General features: G+C 40.1%; 17 protein-coding genes. 5 read left to right on the plus strand and 12 right to left on the minus strand.

All coding sequences use genetic code 11. The annotated features are described in order from the left end of the window. Nucleotides 1–112: 112 nt before the first annotated feature. The 3 genes from B9T25_RS03270 to pheS form a co-directional block, all read right to left on the minus strand. On the minus strand, nt 113–409 hold the full coding sequence (locus B9T25_RS03270; protein ID WP_004649746.1) for an integration host factor subunit alpha: 297 nt from the start codon (nt 407–409) through the stop codon (nt 113–115). Continuing rightward, nucleotides 406–2,787 (minus strand): phenylalanine--tRNA ligase subunit beta, encoded by a 2,382-nt coding sequence (gene pheT / locus B9T25_RS03275; RefSeq protein ID WP_086187066.1) that lies wholly within the window; start codon nt 2,785–2,787, stop codon nt 406–408. Before pheT ends, B9T25_RS03270 begins: the two co-directional genes overlap by 4 nt. A 128-nt stretch (nt 2,788–2,915) precedes the next feature. Beyond that, entirely contained in the window at nt 2,916–3,896 is a 981-nt protein-coding gene (pheS, locus tag B9T25_RS03280; RefSeq protein WP_004649748.1) for a phenylalanine--tRNA ligase subunit alpha, read from the minus strand. Between the two features lie 156 nt (nt 3,897–4,052). Here pheS and B9T25_RS03285 point away from each other — a divergent pair, with 156 nt between their 5' ends. Further along, nucleotides 4,053–5,096 (plus strand): hypothetical protein, encoded by a 1,044-nt coding sequence (locus B9T25_RS03285; RefSeq protein WP_086187067.1) that lies wholly within the window; start codon nt 4,053–4,055, stop codon nt 5,094–5,096. 189 nt (nt 5,097–5,285) lie between these two features. Here the strand turns inward: B9T25_RS03285 and B9T25_RS03290 are convergent, their stop codons facing one another. Together B9T25_RS03290 and orn are read right to left on the minus strand one after the other, a co-directional pair. Next, nucleotides 5,286–6,071: a ThiF family adenylyltransferase gene (locus tag B9T25_RS03290; protein ID WP_086187068.1), complete on the minus strand. Its 786-nt coding sequence runs from the start codon at nt 6,069–6,071 to the stop codon at nt 5,286–5,288. Nucleotides 6,072–6,231: 160 nt separating this feature from the next. Further along, complete coding sequence (orn, locus tag B9T25_RS03295) at nt 6,232–6,783, minus strand: oligoribonuclease (RefSeq protein ID WP_086187069.1); 552 nt, start codon at nt 6,781–6,783, stop codon at nt 6,232–6,234. A 125-nt stretch (nt 6,784–6,908) separates the two neighbouring features. Between orn and rsgA the strand changes: the two genes are divergently transcribed. The 4 genes from rsgA to secB all read left to right on the plus strand — a co-directional run bounded on the left by rsgA (nt 6,909) and on the right by secB (nt 9,250). Then, entirely contained in the window at nt 6,909–7,976 is a 1,068-nt protein-coding gene (rsgA, locus tag B9T25_RS03300) for a small ribosomal subunit biogenesis GTPase RsgA (RefSeq protein WP_086187070.1), read from the plus strand. 93 nt (nt 7,977–8,069) lie between these two features. After that, nucleotides 8,070–8,477, plus strand: a complete 408-nt coding sequence (locus B9T25_RS03305) for a rhodanese-like domain-containing protein (protein ID WP_086187071.1) — start codon at nt 8,070–8,072, stop codon at nt 8,475–8,477. A gap of 20 nt (nt 8,478–8,497) precedes the next feature. Further along, a complete protein-coding gene (gene grxC / locus B9T25_RS03310; RefSeq protein ID WP_086187072.1) occupies nt 8,498–8,752 on the plus strand; it encodes a glutaredoxin 3 in 255 nt (84 codons plus the stop codon). Nucleotides 8,753–8,794: 42 nt separating this feature from the next. Further along, entirely contained in the window at nt 8,795–9,250 is a 456-nt protein-coding gene (gene secB, locus B9T25_RS03315) for a protein-export chaperone SecB (protein ID WP_086187073.1), read from the plus strand. Nucleotides 9,251–9,435: 185 nt separating this feature from the next. On the opposite strand, the gene B9T25_RS03320 is transcribed toward secB, so the two are convergent. The 7 genes from B9T25_RS03320 to B9T25_RS03350 all read right to left on the minus strand — a co-directional run bounded on the left by B9T25_RS03320 (nt 9,436) and on the right by B9T25_RS03350 (nt 18,696). After that, the gene (locus B9T25_RS03320) at nt 9,436–10,242 is read right to left on the minus strand and encodes an enoyl-ACP reductase FabI (RefSeq protein ID WP_086187074.1); all 807 of its coding nucleotides are present in this window, start codon (nt 10,240–10,242) and stop codon (nt 9,436–9,438) included. 164 nt (nt 10,243–10,406) lie between these two features. Continuing rightward, the gene (locus B9T25_RS03325; RefSeq protein WP_086187075.1) at nt 10,407–11,141 is read right to left on the minus strand and encodes a Bax inhibitor-1/YccA family membrane protein; all 735 of its coding nucleotides are present in this window, start codon (nt 11,139–11,141) and stop codon (nt 10,407–10,409) included. A 286-nt stretch (nt 11,142–11,427) separates the two neighbouring features. Beyond that, nucleotides 11,428–12,249 (minus strand): TatD family hydrolase, encoded by an 822-nt coding sequence (locus B9T25_RS03330; RefSeq protein WP_086187076.1) that lies wholly within the window; start codon nt 12,247–12,249, stop codon nt 11,428–11,430. Then, nucleotides 12,249–13,211, minus strand: a complete 963-nt coding sequence (locus B9T25_RS03335) for an RsiV family protein (protein ID WP_086187077.1) — start codon at nt 13,209–13,211, stop codon at nt 12,249–12,251. The genes B9T25_RS03330 and B9T25_RS03335 overlap by 1 nt, the downstream gene beginning before the upstream one ends. Nucleotides 13,212–13,278: 67 nt before the next feature. Beyond that, on the minus strand, nt 13,279–14,103 hold the full coding sequence (locus B9T25_RS03340; protein ID WP_086187078.1) for a hypothetical protein: 825 nt from the start codon (nt 14,101–14,103) through the stop codon (nt 13,279–13,281). Nucleotides 14,104–14,261: 158 nt separating this feature from the next. Continuing rightward, entirely contained in the window at nt 14,262–15,851 is a 1,590-nt protein-coding gene (locus B9T25_RS03345; RefSeq protein ID WP_086187079.1) for a peptide chain release factor 3, read from the minus strand. A 646-nt stretch (nt 15,852–16,497) separates the two neighbouring features. Then, the gene (locus tag B9T25_RS03350; RefSeq protein ID WP_086187080.1) at nt 16,498–18,696 is read right to left on the minus strand and encodes a carboxy terminal-processing peptidase; all 2,199 of its coding nucleotides are present in this window, start codon (nt 18,694–18,696) and stop codon (nt 16,498–16,500) included.

The raw sequence follows: 18,696 nt of genomic DNA on the forward strand, positions 1-18,696 counted from the left end.
CCTTATAATAATCATTATTCAAAATAATTTTTTCATATTACTCAATGTCGTTACCTCTCTATTTTCTAGACCAGTAACTTAATCTATTAAAATTAAATAATAAAAAAGCAGATCAATCGATCTGCTCATTTCCAACGCGCTGTCTAAATTTCTGACCAGCACGGAAGGTCACCACACGACGTGCAGAAATCGGAATTTCTTCACCCGTCTTCGGGTTTCGTCCTGGGCGTTGACGTTTATCACGCAACTCAAAGTTACCGAAACCTGAAAGTTTAACTTGCTCGCCCGAGATGAGCGCTTGGCTAATCTCATCAAAGAACAACTCGACCATTTGTTTTGCTTCACGACGGTTTAAACTCGTGAGCTCACTTAAATGGTCAGCCATTTCTGCTTTTGTTAATGCTGTCATGAAGCCCTCAATGTCGCTTGGTAAGTGTTTTCCAACACTTGTAGGATATTGTCCATACCGGATTTGATTTCAGCATCTTCAAGTGTACGGGTTGGATGCTGCCAAAGAATTGCAAATGCCAGTGAGCGTTTACCTTCTTCAACACCTTGTCCAGTGTACACATCGAATAACCAAGTTGAGTCTAACAGCTCTCCACCCGTTTTTTCGATAAGTTGCTGAATTTCACTAACATTAATCTTATCACTAATTAAAAGCGCAATATCACGTCTTACCGATGGAAATCGTGATAATTCTGTAAAATTAGATACATAAGTTTGCAAAACAGCCTGTTGATCAAGTTCTGCCACCCAAGTGACACCTAAATCTAGCTCATCTTCTAAAGATGGGTGTAAACGACCTAGGTAACCGATAGATTTGCCATTCACTAAAATTTCAGCAGATTGACCTGGGTGTAACCATTCACGCTCTGAACGCACATACTCAACTTCGACACGACCCGCTGCTAAAATTTCTTCAATTTCACCTTTTAGATCAAAGAAATTCATCGGCTGCACTTTAGCATGCCAAGATTCAGCAGTTTTAGCACCAACTGCAATTAACGCTAAAGTCGGGATTTGTTTTAAATCATGAATACTTGTTGCATCTTGATAATCAAAACGTAAACCCAGCTCAAAGAAACGCACACGACTTTGCTGACGATTGATATTGTACTGTACACATGGAATCAAGCTAGATAACAACGTTGAACGCATTGCAGCCAATTCACTTGAAATTGGATTTGCCAACATCAATGGATTCACATTCGGATTGAGTTGCTTTTCAAGCTTGGCATCGGCAAAGCTAAAGCTAATTGCCTCTTGATAACCTAAAGTCACCAATGTTTGACGCAGCTGAGGTAATTCAAACTGATCTTGATGTTTGGCTAATTTCACATCAATCACAGGTAGACTGATTTGAATGTTGTCATAACCGTGAATACGAGCAACTTCTTCAATCAGGTCTTGATAAATTGCCATATCATAGCGGTGTGATGGAGGAATAACACTCCACTCACCTGATGCTTTTACCGTCACGATACAACCTAAACGTTGTAGTGCGTCCGCAATAAAATCACTTTCAACGGCATAACCCAACAATTGATCGACTTGTACTTGTTTAAGTTCAATTGCTTCACGTGTAGGTAAAAGTTCCAGTTTTTCTGCAACCGTAATCGGACCGAATTCACCACCCGCTAATTCTGCAATCAATTGTGATGCACGATTCATCGCAATGATTGGCAATTCAAAGTCTACACCACGTTCATAACGTTGTGATGCATCGGTATGCAGACCATAGCGACGGGCACGACCTGCAATTGCAAGCGGTGCAAAGAATGCTGATTCTAGGAAAATTTCAGTGGTTTCATCTGTTACAGATGAAGACAAGCCACCCATAATGCCTGCCATCGCCAATGCTTTTTCATCATCGGCAATGACCATCACATTTTCAGTCAATTCAACTTCTTGTTCATTGAGCAAAATAAGTTTTTCTGCAGCAGTTGCCTGACGAACATGGACAGCACCCTGAACTTTCGTACCATCAAATGCATGTAAAGGTTGACCCAATTCAATCAGTACGTAGTTGGTAATATCAACTAAAATACTGTGCTGACGCATACCTGAGCGAGCTAAAGCCTGTTCCATCCATGCTGGAGTCGCTGCTTTGGTATTCACATTTTTAATCACACGTCCTAAATAACGAGGGCAACCATCGGTATCAACGACAACTTTTTTCTCATCGCTAATTGTTGCAGCAACCGCTGTAATGACAGGTTCAGTTACAGCCAACTGGTTAATCACCGAAATTTCACGCGCAATACCACGAATACTGAAACAGTCGCCACGGTTTGGTGTGATGCTGATGTCAATCACGTGATCATCAAGATTGAGATATTCACGGATGTTGATACCAACAGGTGCATCGTTTGGTAGTTCTAACAGACCATCAATTTTATCTTCAAGGTCAATTTCAGAAGCACCGCAAAGCATGCCTTGTGATTCAATACCACGCAGTTTGCCTTTTTTGATTTTGAAATCACCCGGTAATACAGCACCGATCGTTGCAACTGGGGCTTTCATCCCGACACGCACGTTTGGCGCACCACAGACAATTTGTAAGGTTTCAGCTGTACCAATGTTCACGGTAGTGACACGTAAACGATCTGCATCTGGATGTTGTTCTACAGTTAAAACGTCACCCACCACCACACCTGTAAAAGGCTTCGCGGCTGGAATCATCTCATCGACTTCTAAACCAAGCATGGTGAGTTGGTCAGATAAAGTTTCGCTATCAACGGCAGGGTTTACCCACGTGCGTAACCAATTTTCGCTAATTTTCATTTCGTTAAAAACCTATAAATCAATTTTTTAAATCCCCCTCTCCCCCTTTTTCAAAGGGGGAGAACCCTGTGTCCTGCTTGGACAGCCCCTCTCCTTTTAAGAGAGGTCAGGGAGAGGTCTAAATTTGTTTAAGCAAATTGGCGTAAGAAACGCACATCATTTTGGAAGAACATACGCAAATCATTCACACCGTAGCGAAGCATTGCAAAACGTTCCACACCTAGACCAAAAGCAAAACCTTTATATTTTTCAGGATCTATGCCTGCTGCTTGAAGTACATTTGGATGCACCATACCGCAACCTAAAACTTCTAACCAACGACCACGTTCATCCATGATATCCACTTCAGCACTTGGCTCTGTGAATGGGAAATAAGATGGACGGAAACGAACGGTTAAATCTTTTTCAAAAAATTCATTTAACAGATTGATCAACAAACCTTTAAGTTCTGCAAAGCTGGTATTTTCAGCGATGTATAAACCTTCAATTTGATGAAACATTGGAGAATGGGTTTGGTCTGAGTCACAGCGGTATACACGGCCCGGACAAACAATACGAATAGGCGGTTGTTGCGTTTCCATGGTACGAATCTGCACACCAGAAGTATGTGTACGCAATAAATGATTCACATCAAAGTAGAAGGTGTCATGCATCGCACGTGCTGGATGATGCCCCGGAATATTCAATGCTTCAAAGTTATGATAATCATCTTCAACTTCTGGACCAGTCGCAACAGTAAAACCTGCTTTGGTAAAGAATTGACAAATACGTTCCTGCACTTGAGTCACAGGATGGATACTGCCCACACTTTGACCACGACCTGGCAAGGTAATGTCGATCACTTCGCTAGCAAGTTTTTGTTCTAGTGCAGCTTTTTGTAGTTCCGCTTGGCGTGTCGTTAATGCACCAGTAATAGCTTCACGAACAGCGTGAATTTTTGCCCCAAAAACTTTACGTTCTTCAGGGTCCATCTTGCCTAAAGCTTTCGATTGTTCCGCGAGCTGGCTTTTCTTCCCTGTAAATTGCACTCGGGCTTGATCGAGTGTAGCAAGGTCTTGAGCTGCTGCAATCGCAGCGAGCGCTTCAGTGGTCAGGGCTTCCAGTGACATAATAACTCTCAAAGCAACAATTTAAAAATATAATAAAACCCCATATTCTAACAGTTTTTGAACGTATTGATGAAGTTCCCAGTACAGGAAAATTAGATTAGCATCCGGATTTATAAAAAGGATAAGATAAAGCCAATATTCATGAGATCAATAACAATGGCTCTCGATCAAATTTGGAAACAACAACTGACTTTAGTGACCTATGGTAATGAGTATCTGAAGCAAAATTTAAGCTTTAATCATTGGGTACAACATGCCATTTTTAACCAACATAACTTGCATTTCCGTGATCTTTTGTCACAGCATTTACTTGCGCAACATTTTCAAGTTTGGCTAGAAGCACTGAAAAAACAAGGCACACAGCGTATTAGCTTACACAGCTCAAGCCTTTTAAATGATGAAAAAAATCCAAATGCCAATGTAGAGCTATTACAGATTCCGCATATTATTATCAGTCATGAACAGCATAAAAAAACCGCATGGATCTTTGGCAAAGAATTGGCAGAATGGTATAGCGCTGACCATGACTATGAAGTGCCTAAACTACAACAAGAACAATGCCGTCAGGAAACATTTTGGCGTTTTGAGCTGAATCCAAAACTGGCAAAACGTGTAGATGCCGATTTACAACAGCCAAATTGGGATGATATTCAGCTTTATACCAACAATGAATTGTTCGAGAGCAAATTTGTTCAAGGCTTTACGGAACCTGCAAACCGAGATTTCCCTTATTACGGAATCACTCCACCTAACCTAGACAGTGTCGATAGCTCACCTGTAGCAGAAAGTAAGTATCTCCCGTTACTACCCACCGAGTATCAAGCAGATTATGCACATACAACACTACATCGTTTAGATGCATTATCAAGCCATATTCAGCACAAACTACAACATCCTCATCATGCTGATGGCAGTGAACTCACACCTGAAGAACAACTGAATCTGCGTCATTTTTCACAAAAACTAGATGACTTAACGGCAAAATTTATTATTAAAGTTGCCAATCATTATCAGTCTGCAAAACTAACCCCTGTCGAAGTTGCCAATCCTTTAGATGGTGCTCATTCAGCACCCCACACGGCACAAAATTTAAAAACCCACACCGTGCATACTTCACACAAAGTCGGTGCATCGGGGGTGATTAAACTAATTTTGTTAACCATTGTCATTTGTATCTGTGCTTATTATTTTGGACTTTGATTTTTGAGCAAGATTCTAGAATCGATGCTAGGTGTTTGGAAAACTTAAACTCAGCATACGCTCTGTATGATGCTTTAAATCAATCGCCAAACATCCACAAAAAAGCACTGCTTATTTGCAGTGCTTTTTATGATAAGGACATTTGTATTGTTATTTCCACATTCAAATATCAACAGTTCCTGAGTTTTATTATGACTTTTCCAATTCAATTCTAGGTTTTTTCGCAGCCAATTTTTTTAACACTTCAGATACTGCCACCATGGCAAAACTTGAAGTCACCACCACCGCTGAGCCGTAACCACCACAACGTAAGCCCGCACTTGGACAAACCTCTGCGCTTGAAAATGAATTATCAATCGAATACACGCAGGTAATGCCAAATTTTTCTTTGCTCTTTTTACAAATACCTTTGGCGCGTAATTGACTGCGTAATTTTGCCAACATGGGATCTTGTTCGGTTTTAGACAAATCTGCTACCCGAATTTTCAGTGGATCAAGCTTCCCACCCGCTCCACCTGAAACAATCAAAGGAATTTTATTAAATCGGCAATGTAGCATCAGTGCGAGTTTCGCTTTGACATCATCAATGCAATCGAGAACAACATCTGGCGGATTGGCTAAAAGTTCTTTAACATTTTCAGGCGTTAAATAATCATCGACCACATTAATTTTAATACGCGGATTAATCGAATAACAACGCTCAGCCATTACCTCAACTTTTTCTCGCCCTAATGTCGAACTCATGGCGGGCAATTGGCGGTTAATATTGGATGCTGCAATCACATCCATATCAATCAGAGTCAGTTCAGCAATGCCTGTTCGCGCTAAAGCTTCAACCGCCCAAGAACCCACACCACCAATCCCAATTACCATGACATGGCTATGTTCATACTGACGAAAAGCATCCTCTCCATAAATTTTTTCTACACCTGCAAAGCGGCGCTCATATTCATCATCTTGAGGGAGATCAGTCATTCGTCATCTAACAGCTAAAAAAATACCAGCGCATTTTATCAAATTCTGTCTTGTTCGGATAATCTATCTGTTCAAGAGAATAAATAGAATGTGATTCAAATAAAAATTAGCTTGTAATTTAGTTCATAAAAAAAGAGGCTTAAGCCTCTTTCTATACACCTTAATTCATAATAAAAAAGTATTCACGGTAATACTTTAATTCGGCAATCGAATCACGAATATCATCCATCGCTAAATGTGAGGCATTCTTTTTCAAACCGCTCATGATTTCAGGACGCCAGCGCTTAGCCAATTCTTTTACCGAAGATACGTCTAAATTACGATAATGGAAAAACTGTTCCAATTCAGGCATCAAACGGTGCATGAAACGGCGGTCTTGGCAAATTGAGTTGCCACACATTGGCGACACTTTAGGATTGATCCATTTTTTTAAGAATTCGATGGTCTGCTGTTCTGCATCTTGTGCAGTTAATTTACTACGGCGTACGCGCTCAATCAGACCAGACTGACCATGTTGACGCGTATTCCATTCATCCATCGCATTGAGGATCAAAGGTGACTGATGAATCGCTAGCACAGGACCTTCCGCCAAAATATTGAGCTTGTCATCGGTCACAATGGTCGCAATCTCAATAATTCTATCGTTATCGGTATCTAGACCTGTCATCTCAAGGTCAATCCAAATGAGGCGGGTATCAGGAGTGCTGCTCATAAATGTGCAATCTTATTAGGCTTAAAAACGGCTATAGTAGCAAATTTATTGCAACTTGGCTGTAACTCATACCCTGCTTCATGCTATTTTTGCCTTCCTTAGTTAATGGTTTTTTTAGGATATGAATGGCTTTAATTCGTAAACGTCGTTTAACTGAACAGCAACAACGTCGCATTCAGAAACAACAGAAAACACGTCAAGAAGAACTCGACACTTCAAATGACCTCGAAGGCTTAGTGGTACAGCATTATGGTCGTCAACTTGAAGTTCAAGCCCTTTCGTCTCCCGAAAAGCATCCGACTAAATCTGAAGTCAAATCGGGTGAACCAGAGCCATTTTGGAAGCCGATTGAGATCGGCAGTGTATGGCGCTGTCATACCCGTACCAATTTAGAAGCCTTGGTAACAGGTGATCGGGTTAAATGGCAAGCAGATCCAAATACTGGTTTAGGTATTATTACTGCGATTCATCCACGTCAATCACTCCTGACACGCCCAGACCGTTACCACAAAGTTAAACCTGTGGCAGCCAATGTCAGTTTAATTGTGATTGTGTTTGCATCCTTCCCGGAAGTTGCACCCAGTCTCATTGACCGCTATATCGTGGCGTGTGCCGATGCCCAAATTCCTGCGCTGTTGGTGTTAAATAAAGCTGATTTAATTAAAGAAAATGATCCGATTTTAAAGCTGATGCAAGAGTATCAAGCCTTAGGTTATGAAGTCATGCAATGTCAGTCGACGGGTGATGCCTCTGCTATCTCTGCGCTAGCAAATCGCTTGGCTGGTGAAACCGTCGCTTTTGTCGGACAGTCTGGTGTTGGGAAAAGCTCACTGATTAATGCCATCGTTCCTGATGCTGCACAAAAAACCAATATCATTTCGGAAAACTCAGCACTGGGTCAACATACCACGACTTCGACGCGTTTGATTGCTTTTGGCGAAGGTTCAGCACTGATTGACTCACCCGGAATTCGTGAATTTGGCTTATGGCATTTGAACCCAGACAAAGTTCAATGTGGTTTTCCTGAAATTGAAAATCTGCTGGGATATTGCCAATTCCGCAATTGTACCCATAAGCATGAAAAGCAATGTGCCTTGCGTCAAGCAGCACAATCAGGTGAAATTTTACAACGTCGTTTAGACAGTTATTTACGTTTAACCGATGAAATTGCTGAAGCACAGCAAAAAAATTAATTTTTCTTAACCCTTAGCCCTTGAAGCAGCGATTTTGATCGCCATATTTATGAGCTATACTCTACGCAATTTTAAATTGTAATTAGGTGACTTGTGGAACGTTGGTTGGCATTTATGGGGAATCACCCCTTCTTGTTTGGAACACTTGGGGTCTTGATTGTTTTGTTCTTCGTTTTAGAAGGACAACGCAATGGCCGTAAAATTTCAGCACAATCTTTGGGTATTTTAGTCAAAGCTAAAAATGCCATGCTGATTGATTTACGCGATGCGAAAGACTTCCGTGAAGGTCATATCAGTGGTAGCCGTAATATTCCGTATAGCCAAATTACAAGCCATATTGAAGAGTTAAAATCTTCAGATCGCCCACTGGTGTTTATTTGCAACTTAGGCCAAATCGCTGGTACAGCATTACAACAAGTGGGTCATGCTGATAGCTATCGTTTAGATGGTGGTGTAAACAATTGGAAAGCCCAAGGCTTACCTCTAATTAAAAGCAAATAATTCACTTAAGGAGAATTTAAATGGCTGAAGTAATAATTTACTCAACCACAGTTTGCCCGTATTGTGTTCGTGCAAAACAACTTCTTGAGCGTAAAGGCGTGGCTTATAAAGAAATTAATTTGTCTAATGAAGCGCCTGAAGTCCGTATGGAATTGATGCAACGCACCAATCACCGTACTGTTCCACAAATTTTTATTAACGATCAGTTCATTGGTGGGTTTGACCAACTTTATGCTTTAGAGCGTGAAGGCAAACTCAACGAACTATTGGCTTAAAACTTTAAATTAAATCACCTCTTCATAATTAAGGATTAAAGAATGAGTGAAGAACAACAAGCTCAACCACAATTGGCATTAGAGCGTATTTACACTAAAGATATTTCTTTTGAAGTACCTGGGGCACAAGTATTTACCAAAGAATGGCAGCCTGAACTAAATATCAATTTGTCTTCTTCTGCAGAAAAAATTGATGCAACGCATTATGAAGTGGCTTTACAAGTGGTTGTTCACGCGAACAACGCAGGTGAAACAGCATTCATCGTAGATGTAACTCAATCGGGTATCTTCTTGGTAGATAGCGTTGAAGAAGAACGTCTTCCTTATATTCTGGGTGCATATTGCCCAAATATTTTGTTCCCATTCTTACGCGAAGCTGTAAATGATATGGTAACCAAAGGAAGCTTCCCACAATTGCTTCTTACCCCGATTAACTTCGATGCTGAATTCGAAGCGAATATGCAACGTGCTCAAGTTGCTGCTGAAGGTCAAGCTTAATTTAGCTTTGCTTTTGTATTAAAAAAGACCGCATTTGCGGTCTTTTTTATTCTCAATTTATTCCCTCTCCTGAGAGGAGAGGGTTAGGGAGAGGTTATTTATTAATTCCCTCATCCCCCTTGCGCAGCAATGCTGCTCATCCCAGAGGGAGAAGGAGAAAAGCTTAATTTTGTTAGAAAAAAAGCTTATTCAGTATCTGCCATGAGATCTGCGCTCATACCGACGGTATTGAAACCAGCATCTACATATAGAATTTCACCCGTAATACCACTTGCCCAAGGCGAGCAAAGGAATAATGCAGCATTACCTACATCTTCAATGGTGACATTACGTTTAAGTGGTGCAACTTTTTCATTAAGATCTAACATTTTACGGAAAGATTTAATCCCTGATGCAGCTAAGGTACGAATTGGACCCGCTGAAATCGCATTTACACGAATTCCTTCACTACCCAAGCTAGACGCTAAATAACGCACGCCCGCTTCCAATGATGCTTTTGCCATACCCATGACATTGTAATTTGGCATCACACGTTCAGAACCTTGGTAAGTCAAAGTCAGTAAGCAACCTTGGCGAACGGTTAATAATGGCTTTGCAGCACGTGCCATTGCAATAAAACTATATGCACTAATGTCATGTGCAACTTTAAAGCCTTCACGATCTGTAACATCAGTAAAGTCACCATCTAAAGTGTTTGCAGGCGCAAAACCAATAGAGTGAACCACACCATCCAAACCATCCCAATGTTTTGCCAATTCAACAAAAGTTTGGTCAATGTCTGCATCAACAGCAACATCACAAGGGAAAACTAAAGTTGAACCAAATTGTGCAGCAAAATCGTCGACACGTTTTTTTAATTTTTCATTTGGATAAGTAAATGCGAGTTCAGCACCTTCACGGTGTAAAGCTTGAGCAATACCAAATGCAATGGATAACTTACTTGCAATGCCCGCAATTAAAAAACGCTTACCCGCCAATAGTCCTTGTGCCATGTGAATCTCGCTCAAAATAATTTACAAGCATAATGCCAAGTCTAAAGCATTTACGAAATTGCATAATGCGCCTTTTTTTAATATGTTCTGTAAAAATCATAAAAAATGCCCCTTAATCTTATCAAGGGGCATTGGAGGCTAAAATCAATTTACTTTTAGCGTGATTAATCATCACCTTGCAATAAACTGAGCAAACGAAGGAAAGAATAGTACATCCAAACCAAGGTCGCGAGTAATGCGATACCACACAACCATTCCATCGCTTTCGGTGCATACTGTGCAGCTGATGATTCAATCAGGTCAAAATCTAGAATTAAACTTAAAGAAGCAACCACCGCAACAAATGCAGCAAAACCAATCCCAAGCCAATTGCTTTCAAAAATGTAAGGAACGCTTGAACTAAAAGCTAAGCTCATTACAATTTGCACCACAAAAACAATGGCAATCGCAATAGATGCCGACAGCACGACCGCCTTAAACTTTTCTGTAGCACGAATAATTTGAAAGCGATACAACGCAAACATCACCAAGGTAGTGATAAACGTAGCAAGTAAAGCTTGCAAAGGTACACCTGGGAATTTAACTTGGAAGACCACTGAAATCCCCCCTAAAAATGCCCCTTCAAACAAGGCATAAGGAACGGCCAACACGGGTGCAGTATTTGGCTTAAATGTAGCGATCAATGCCAATATCAAACCACCAATGGCACCAACCATTGCCGCGGCATAGGCCAATGATAAATTTAAGGTCATGAAGCTATAAAAAAATAGCGATAATCCAACTACAGCCGCAATGACGGTTAATAAGATCGATTTTTGAATTGCACCTTGCACGGTCATCGTGTCGTTAAAATCACTGTGGGTTTCTACCCGAGTTAAAATGGGGTTATTACTTTGCATAATTCACTCATTCTTTTCATTTAGATTTTTAAAATAGTATAGATAGGTTTTAATAATAAAAAAGCGATCTTTTGTCATTCAACTCAAGAGCATCTCATACTAAAAACCATACCTTGGTCTAATCTAATCGGTCTGTTTTTTCCATGCCACTATTCTGTAGAGTAAAAGCCAGATAAAACATTAACTAAAGACAGAATCATGACCAAGTCAAATACAATAATATTCATAGCAGACTCTAAAATTAAATACGAATATTTATAGATAAAAGGTTTTGAACCACGCTTTTTCAACACTTAAGCTGTAAAGTCTGAAGCGAGTTTCGCCATAACTGCGCTGCTAAAACATCGGGATCAAGACACAGTGTTTCTGCCAAGCCTATTAAAACATGCGGTAAATTGACTGGCGTATTTCGGGTTCGATGTTCAGTTGAACTTTGACAACAGAGCGGTGTCATATCTGGGCAGTCGGTTTCTAAAACTAGATGTTCAGCACCAATCGCTTGCACCACAGCATGTAATTTTTTCGCATTCGGATTGGTAATTTGTCCCGTCACACCAATTTTAAAACCCAGTTTAATAAAGGCTTTGGCTTCTTCTATTCCACCACTAAAAGCATGGGCAATTCCACCTAATTTAAATTGATGCTGTTTCAAAATCGCCAATGTTTCAGCATGCGATTTACGAATATGTAAAAGCACGGGCTTATGAAACTGCTCAGCCAATTCAATTTGTGCAGAGAAAAAATCTTTTTGCTTTTGAAAAGTTTCAGGATGCTTGTGTTGTTTAAAAAAGGTGTCTAAGCCAATTTCTCCAACTGCCACACATTCTTCTGTTTTTAAAATAACTTCCAGATCAGCAAGATGGGACAGTTGATGTTCTTCAATATAAAAAGGATGTAAACCTGGGGCTAAATAGCTTTTCGGTGCATGATCTAATTGATTTAAATCATGCTGGCTTTGTAGCAAAGTTTGAAAACGTGATTGGATAAAACCAATCAAAATTAAGCGTTCTACCCCAACCGCTTTTGCTGCGCGTGCCAATTGTTCCCGATCTAGATCAAAATCAGCAACGTCAAAATGGGTATGGGTATCAAACAGTGAATAAAGCATTAAGGTTTGGCTTTATTTACTGTGGCAGCACTTGCAGCCTCGGCTTCTTTTACTTCAGCCTGAGGTAAATATTCTTTTTTCAGTATGCCTTGCAACTGATCATAGGGAATCATCAAACGTGGTAGTCCTACGACATAAGGACCAATTTCATATTCGCCATATTGCAAAACCAAGCCTTGTTTAGATAAATAAAAATTATCTGAGAGAGTAAATTTCCATGCTTGTTCATATTCTTCAACGCTATTGGCTAATTTGGATTCCAGTACCCACGTTTTAAAAACCTCATGTGCTTTTCTTTCTAAATTGGCTTTTTGATTGGCTGCTAAAAGATCATTGAGCTCAACTTGTTTTTTCTGTTTCAGGTCAAAATTATAATAGCGCTGTGCCGAAGAACCATGTGCTCCGCCCAAATAACTACTGGAATTTAAAACTACGGTCGCCAAAGGTAAATTTGCATTTAAAATTTTTGGCTTAATCATCAAACTAATTTGATGATTAGCACTTAAAGCTTTTAATTCTTTATCTAAAGCCAAGAATGTCACTAAATAAGGGGCAACTTGTTTTTCCAGTTTTTGCTTGGATGTTTCAACAGTTGCCAATGCTTTTTCGGCAACTTCTTGATCGCTGAGCGTACTGTCCTTACTGCCCTTCAGCAACTTTGGCGAAATATCTAAAATTTGGTTTAATTGTTTTAAGATTTGTTGATCAATCAACTCATCAATAAAAGCGTGGTTACTAGACAGACGTTCAATCGAAATTTCAGGACAACTATTACCATCACATTCGGGTAGAACCAAAGCTAACTTTTCAGTATCACCTGTCAATTTTAAAATTTCAGCTTCGACTATCGCTGGTTTCTGTACTGAATCTTCTTTTGGCTCATTTTGTTTAGGTTGGCACGCACTCAATGCCATCATTGATGCAAGAATACTGATCGTAAATATGGTTTTATTTTTTAACATGATTCTGACCTATAACTTTTATCTAATAAATTGACTGTCATTAAATATCTGGATTGACGACCAATGACTAGAACATATTCTGATAAGCATCAACTTTCAATATCTGTTGCGTTTGTTGTTTATTTAAATAAATATCCAGTTGTGCACCATCTTTAACAATTTCATGGGTACGGTAATGTAAACCAACGCCTTCTTGATCAAAAAACCAATCTGCTTGTCCCCAATACAGTTTTTTCGGCGCTTGTTGTTTAACTTCAGCACTTTGTTCTTTTAACCATTTCTGATACGCCTGCTGCACAATATTATTCAGGTGAGCTTGCTGTTTGGGCTGAATTAAATCTAATAAAACCACAGTTTGCTGCTTTTTACGATCCGCGACAAAAAAGTAATAGCGCTCTTTAACATTAATCCCTTCTTGCTTGCTATCCACGCCTAATTGCATCAGCACATACTGATTACGTTGATAGGCGATTCGGGTATACATTGACAATTCATAGGCTTTATTCTTGGAAAATTCCGCTTGCCATGCATCCGATTTTTTCACATAAGCATTGATGGCTTGCTGCAAAGTCATATTTTGTTTCAGACCAATCTGATCTTGAATCACCTTGGCTTGACTCTTGGCAATCCAATCATTAAGCCAAGTATCTTCGGTATGTACTGTTTGAATACTGAGATCAATACAATTCTTGGTTTCACAAAAAGGTAAGGCAATTTTTGCCTCTTGTTCTTGAATATTTAAATACGGTAGCACTTCTGCTTGCTCTGTTTTAAATATAGAAGCTTGTGACTTTTCCTGTGTCGGCTCTTTGGATTCTTTTTTTGAAGCATCACAGGCACTGAGTATCAAACCAATGGCGATCACGGATGTAGCCACTATTTTCCCGTTCATGCTCACAACTCTTTTTTTAAAGTGATTAATTGATATAAATGATGCTAAGGGCGGCTGTTAACACTTCGTCTATGTTTGCGACGACACATATTTATGAACTGTCATCAGCCCCCTAGTAAAACAGCCTCATAAAGAAGCTGTTTTAGTTTTCATTCTATTTAGTGTTCACGCGTCGCCCGGAATTGAATATCTGGGTAACGCTCTTGCATCAACTGTAAATTTACACGGCTTGGTGCAAGGTAGGTCAAATGACCACCGCCATCAAGAGACAATTGATCATGGGCTTTTTTCTTAAACTCATTGAATTTCTTTTCATCATCACATGAAACCCAACGTACGGTATTAATGTTGACTGGCTCATAAACACAATCCACTTTGTATTCTTCTTTCAAGCGATAGGCAACCACATCAAACTGAAGCACACCGACGGCACCCACAATCAAATCATTACTGATTTGTGGCATAAATACCTGCGTTGCACCTTCTTCCGAAAGCTCTTTTAAGCCTTTTTGTAGCTGTTTCGATTTTAACGGATCTTTTAAACGGACACGACGGAACATTTCTGGTGCAAAGTGCGGAATACCAGTGAAGTGTAGATTTTCACCCGAAGTAAATGTATCGCCAATTTGGATGGTTCCGTGGTTATGCAAACCAATAATATCCCCCGGCCACGCTTCTTCAAGCTGTTCACGCTCTCCTGCGAGGAACGTTAAGGCATCACTAATCCGTATATCTTTACCCAGACGCACATGATTCATTTTCAGACCTTTTTCATACTTACCTGAACAGATACGCATGAAAGCAATACGGTCACGATGTTTCGGGTCCATATTGGCTTGAATTTTAAATACGAAACCAGAGAAGTTATCTTCTGTTGCTTCAACTGTACGTTCTTGTGTTGGATGCGCTTTAGGTTCAGGAGCCCACTGAATAAATGTATTTAGTACATGATCTACCGCAAAGTTACCCAAAGCCGTACCAAACAATACGGGTGTTTGTTTACCTTGTAGGAACAAGTCACGATCTAGCGGCTCATTGGCCATTTGTACAAGCTCTAATGACTCTTCAAATGCAGTAAAAGCAAGGTCGCCCACTTTTTCACGTAAGTCAGGGTGGTCATAGCTATCACGAACTTCAATATCGGTAATAGTTGAACCAAAACCTGCTTTATACACATAAAACTTTTCTTCGAGTAGGTTATACACCCCAGCGAAGTCACGCCCTGTACCCAATGGCCATGTAATTGGCACACACTGAATCTTAAGGACATTTTCAATTTCATTCAAAAGCTCTAAAGGCTCACGGATTTCACGATCCATTTTATTGACGAAAGAAATAATCGGCGTGTCGCGCATACGACACACTTCCATTAATTTAATGGTTCGATCTTCAACACCTTTTGCACCATCAATCACCATTAATGCAGAGTCAACCGCAGTTAAAGTACGATAGGTATCTTCAGAGAAGTCTTCATGCCCTGGGGTGTCTAGTAAGTTAATAACATGTTTTTTATAAGGAAACTGCATTACTGATGTGGTAATGGAAATACCGCGTTCTTTTTCCATTTCCATCCAGTCAGAAGTTGCAGCGCGATCTGACTTACGACTTTTGACCATCCCTGCAACCTGAATTGCCTTACCCCATAACAACAGTTTTTCTGTCATGGTGGTTTTACCAGCATCGGGATGGGAAATAATTGCAAAAGTCCTGCGAGACGCTACTTCTCTAGCTAATTGATCTTTAAACATAAGGGAAATCTTCAATCTGTACACAGTTTTGTACACACTTATAAATGTGTATTAAACCCGTGAAGTGATAACTTAAAATTGGCGCAATTGTAGCAGATTTCTAAAGGCATTAACTAATAGCAAAAGACTCAGATTGACAGCTGTATATAAAGCACATGAACGAATTTTTATGATAAATAATTTTACTGAATTGGGCAGACTGCACACCCGAGTTGTACTTTGAGTTTATGAATTTTGGAACATTTCATCTTTTAAATGTTTATACAACAAAGTCACCTCCAACCAAAGGTAGAGACCAGTACTGTAACCAACTTTTAAAACGATAAATCTAATCAGAATATGCTCATGTTTCCCCCTTATTCACAGCATACAGTGCTATTCATACACAGTTATTCTTTAGAAACTTTCATAAAAAAGATTGGAAAAATGATAGGTATTCGTGCAATAAATCGATACACCCACCCAACACTGTGATGCGAGCAGCTCTAAATTTTGGATAATGCCGCCACGGCAATCACTGCATCCCACTGCCCCAGAATCTTAATATGCCGATATAGCCAAATAAATCTTGGCACCAAAATAAAAAACCAGCCAACTAAGCTGACTGGTTTTTTACATTTAAATAAACAATACGTAAGCAGTAATTTTATTGAGCAGATGCCTGTGTCGATTGTAATTTAGCATAATCCAATAAAACATGAGCAGACTCTGTGACAAACACTTCTTCCTCTGCTAAAGCAGGTCGTTGTGTTGCTTTCATTTTTGCACGTGCCTCTATCAAAGCCTCCATAGAAGCTTGATAGCTTTCCCAATTGGCATACGGTTTTTGTCCTGTCACAGCTCGGCGTTGATTCTCTGACTCTAAGGTTTTCTGCTCTAACGCATTCAACTCTGCTTTACGTTGATCAATATCAAGTACAACACGTTTTTGCTCATCGGTTTTTTTAGCAATCGCTTTGCGTTGTTCCAAATATTTAAATTGCGGATCATTCACCACCCGCTGTTGTGATAACTGAGCTAAATTTTGTACATAAGGTTGTACAGACCCCTCGCGTTTAAAGGGTGCGGTTGGAATCGTATCCCACTTCAAGGCATTTTTCGCTTTACGCTCACCAAACTCTTCGTTGTAGATATCAACAAGTTTAATATCTGGTACAACCCCTTTATTTTGGGTACTTCCCCCAGTAACACGATAGAACTTGCGCTGCGTTAAAGTCGCTTGACCATGAGCCAACGTATCCAGTTGAACTTGAGCTGTACCCTTACCTGTGGTTGTGCTACCAATCACAATACCGCGCTCATAATCCTGAATTGCTGCTGAATAAATTTCACTGGCAGATGCCGAAGCCAAATTCACCATCACAGCAAGAGGACCTGCATAGGTTTGTGCGCCGCCATCATCATCTTCAAATACGCTGACATTACCACTGCCATCGCGTATTTGTACCACTGGACCCGTCCTAATGACCTGACCTAACATACGTGCAACTTCTTCGAGTGATCCACCTGGGTTATTACGTAAATCAATAATAATCCCTTCAACATTCTTTGCAGCCAAAGCTTTTAGCGCATTGTTGGTGTCCTCAGAAACTGAGCGATATTCTGTTCCAGCACGGCGTGCACGATAGTTCAAATAGAATGATGGAATTTCAATCACACCAAAAGTATGGTTTTTACCATCGCGCTTAATATCAACGGTACGTGAACGAACACCCGCATCTTCTTCTTGAATCACGTCACGCACCAAACTCACAGTACGGGCTTGGCTCATTGATGCACCAGCACCCAGTAAACGCAAGCTAACTTTTGTGCCACGCTTACCGCGGATTAAACCGACCACTTCGTTACTTGCCCAGCCTACGACATCGACCATTTTGTCGCCATCTTGTGCAACACCAATAATCCGATCGCCCGATTTAATCTGACCTGACTTACTGGCTGGACCACCTTCAACAATGGTTTCAATCTTGGTGTAGTCTTCATTGCCACGTTCAGGACGAATTGAAACCCCAATCCCTTCCAACTGTAACGTCGTTTGACGGTTTAGCTCCATTGCATCTACAGGTGGGAAATAGTTACTGTGCGGATCATAGGTCAGCATCATCGCATTTAAAGTTTTGTCCAAGACATCATCACTTTTAATGCGGTTAACACGTTCAAGTTGGCGTGTATAACGCTTGGTCAATGTTTGGACTGGTGTTAAATCTTCTGGACTGGTTAAGTCTTGACCATTGGCTAAAGTAGGATCAGCTTTTAATGCTTTTTGCTTAGCAGACTCTTCTTCTTTACTAATGTTGAGGTTAATCAGCTGTGAGACCAACATTTTTTGCCAATGCTTCTGCTGTTCTTCTACAGCATTAAAATAAGGCGCTTTTTCACGATCGGTTTCAATATACACATTACTTTGCTTTAAGTTCTGTGGTTTTTTCAATTCAGCCAACATAAACTGATAAAACTGTTTTAAGCGCTCACGGTATTGTGCGTGAATCAAATAAGGACCCGATAAATCCCCTGCTTTTAATGCAGCGCCAAAAGTTGCACCATAATTTTTCTTATACTGTTCAACTTCAGAGGCTAAAAACAATGAATGGTCTGCATCTAAACTATCTAAATAGTAATCAAGAATTCGATTAGAAGTATTGCCATCTAAACGCATATTTAAGTAATGTTGACGGTCAACCAACGTTGCCAATTGGCGTGATACCAGTGCTTGTTCTTGTGTCGATTGAATGGTTTGAGGCGCTGCAACGGTATTATTGGCTGCAATTGCCTCGTTCATTACATGGGAAAAGAAAAATCCACCAGTCGCAATTGCAACGGCACAAGCTAATGTTTGAAGTTTCAT

The sequence above is a fragment of the Acinetobacter sp. ANC 4470 genome, assembly GCF_002135335.1.
GTDB lineage: Bacteria > Pseudomonadota > Gammaproteobacteria > Pseudomonadales > Moraxellaceae > Acinetobacter.

Coding starts and splice junctions, on each gene's coding strand:
- B9T25_RS03270 (WP_004649746.1), bottom strand. CDS start 409: ATGACAGCATTAACAAAAGCAGAAATGGCTGACCATTTAAGTGAGCTC.
- pheT (WP_086187066.1), bottom strand. CDS start 2,787: ATGAAAATTAGCGAAAATTGGTTACGCACGTGGGTAAACCCTGCCGTT.
- pheS (WP_004649748.1), bottom strand. CDS start 3,896: ATGTCACTGGAAGCCCTGACCACTGAAGCGCTCGCTGCGATTGCAGCA.
- B9T25_RS03285 (WP_086187067.1), top strand. CDS start 4,053: ATGGCTCTCGATCAAATTTGGAAACAACAACTGACTTTAGTGACCTAT.
- B9T25_RS03290 (WP_086187068.1), bottom strand. CDS start 6,071: ATGACTGATCTCCCTCAAGATGATGAATATGAGCGCCGCTTTGCAGGT.
- orn (WP_086187069.1), bottom strand. CDS start 6,783: ATGAGCAGCACTCCTGATACCCGCCTCATTTGGATTGACCTTGAGATG.
- rsgA (WP_086187070.1), top strand. CDS start 6,909: ATGGCTTTAATTCGTAAACGTCGTTTAACTGAACAGCAACAACGTCGC.
- grxC (WP_086187072.1), top strand. CDS start 8,498: ATGGCTGAAGTAATAATTTACTCAACCACAGTTTGCCCGTATTGTGTT.
- secB (WP_086187073.1), top strand. CDS start 8,795: ATGAGTGAAGAACAACAAGCTCAACCACAATTGGCATTAGAGCGTATT.
- B9T25_RS03320 (WP_086187074.1), bottom strand. CDS start 10,242: ATGGCACAAGGACTATTGGCGGGTAAGCGTTTTTTAATTGCGGGCATT.
- B9T25_RS03325 (WP_086187075.1), bottom strand. CDS start 11,141: ATGCAAAGTAATAACCCCATTTTAACTCGGGTAGAAACCCACAGTGAT.
- B9T25_RS03330 (WP_086187076.1), bottom strand. CDS start 12,249: ATGCTTTATTCACTGTTTGATACCCATACCCATTTTGACGTTGCTGAT.
- B9T25_RS03335 (WP_086187077.1), bottom strand. CDS start 13,211: ATGTTAAAAAATAAAACCATATTTACGATCAGTATTCTTGCATCAATG.
- B9T25_RS03340 (WP_086187078.1), bottom strand. CDS start 14,103: ATGAACGGGAAAATAGTGGCTACATCCGTGATCGCCATTGGTTTGATA.
- B9T25_RS03345 (WP_086187079.1), bottom strand. CDS start 15,851: ATGTTTAAAGATCAATTAGCTAGAGAAGTAGCGTCTCGCAGGACTTTT.
- B9T25_RS03350 (WP_086187080.1), bottom strand. CDS start 18,696: ATGAAACTTCAAACATTAGCTTGTGCCGTTGCAATTGCGACTGGTGGA.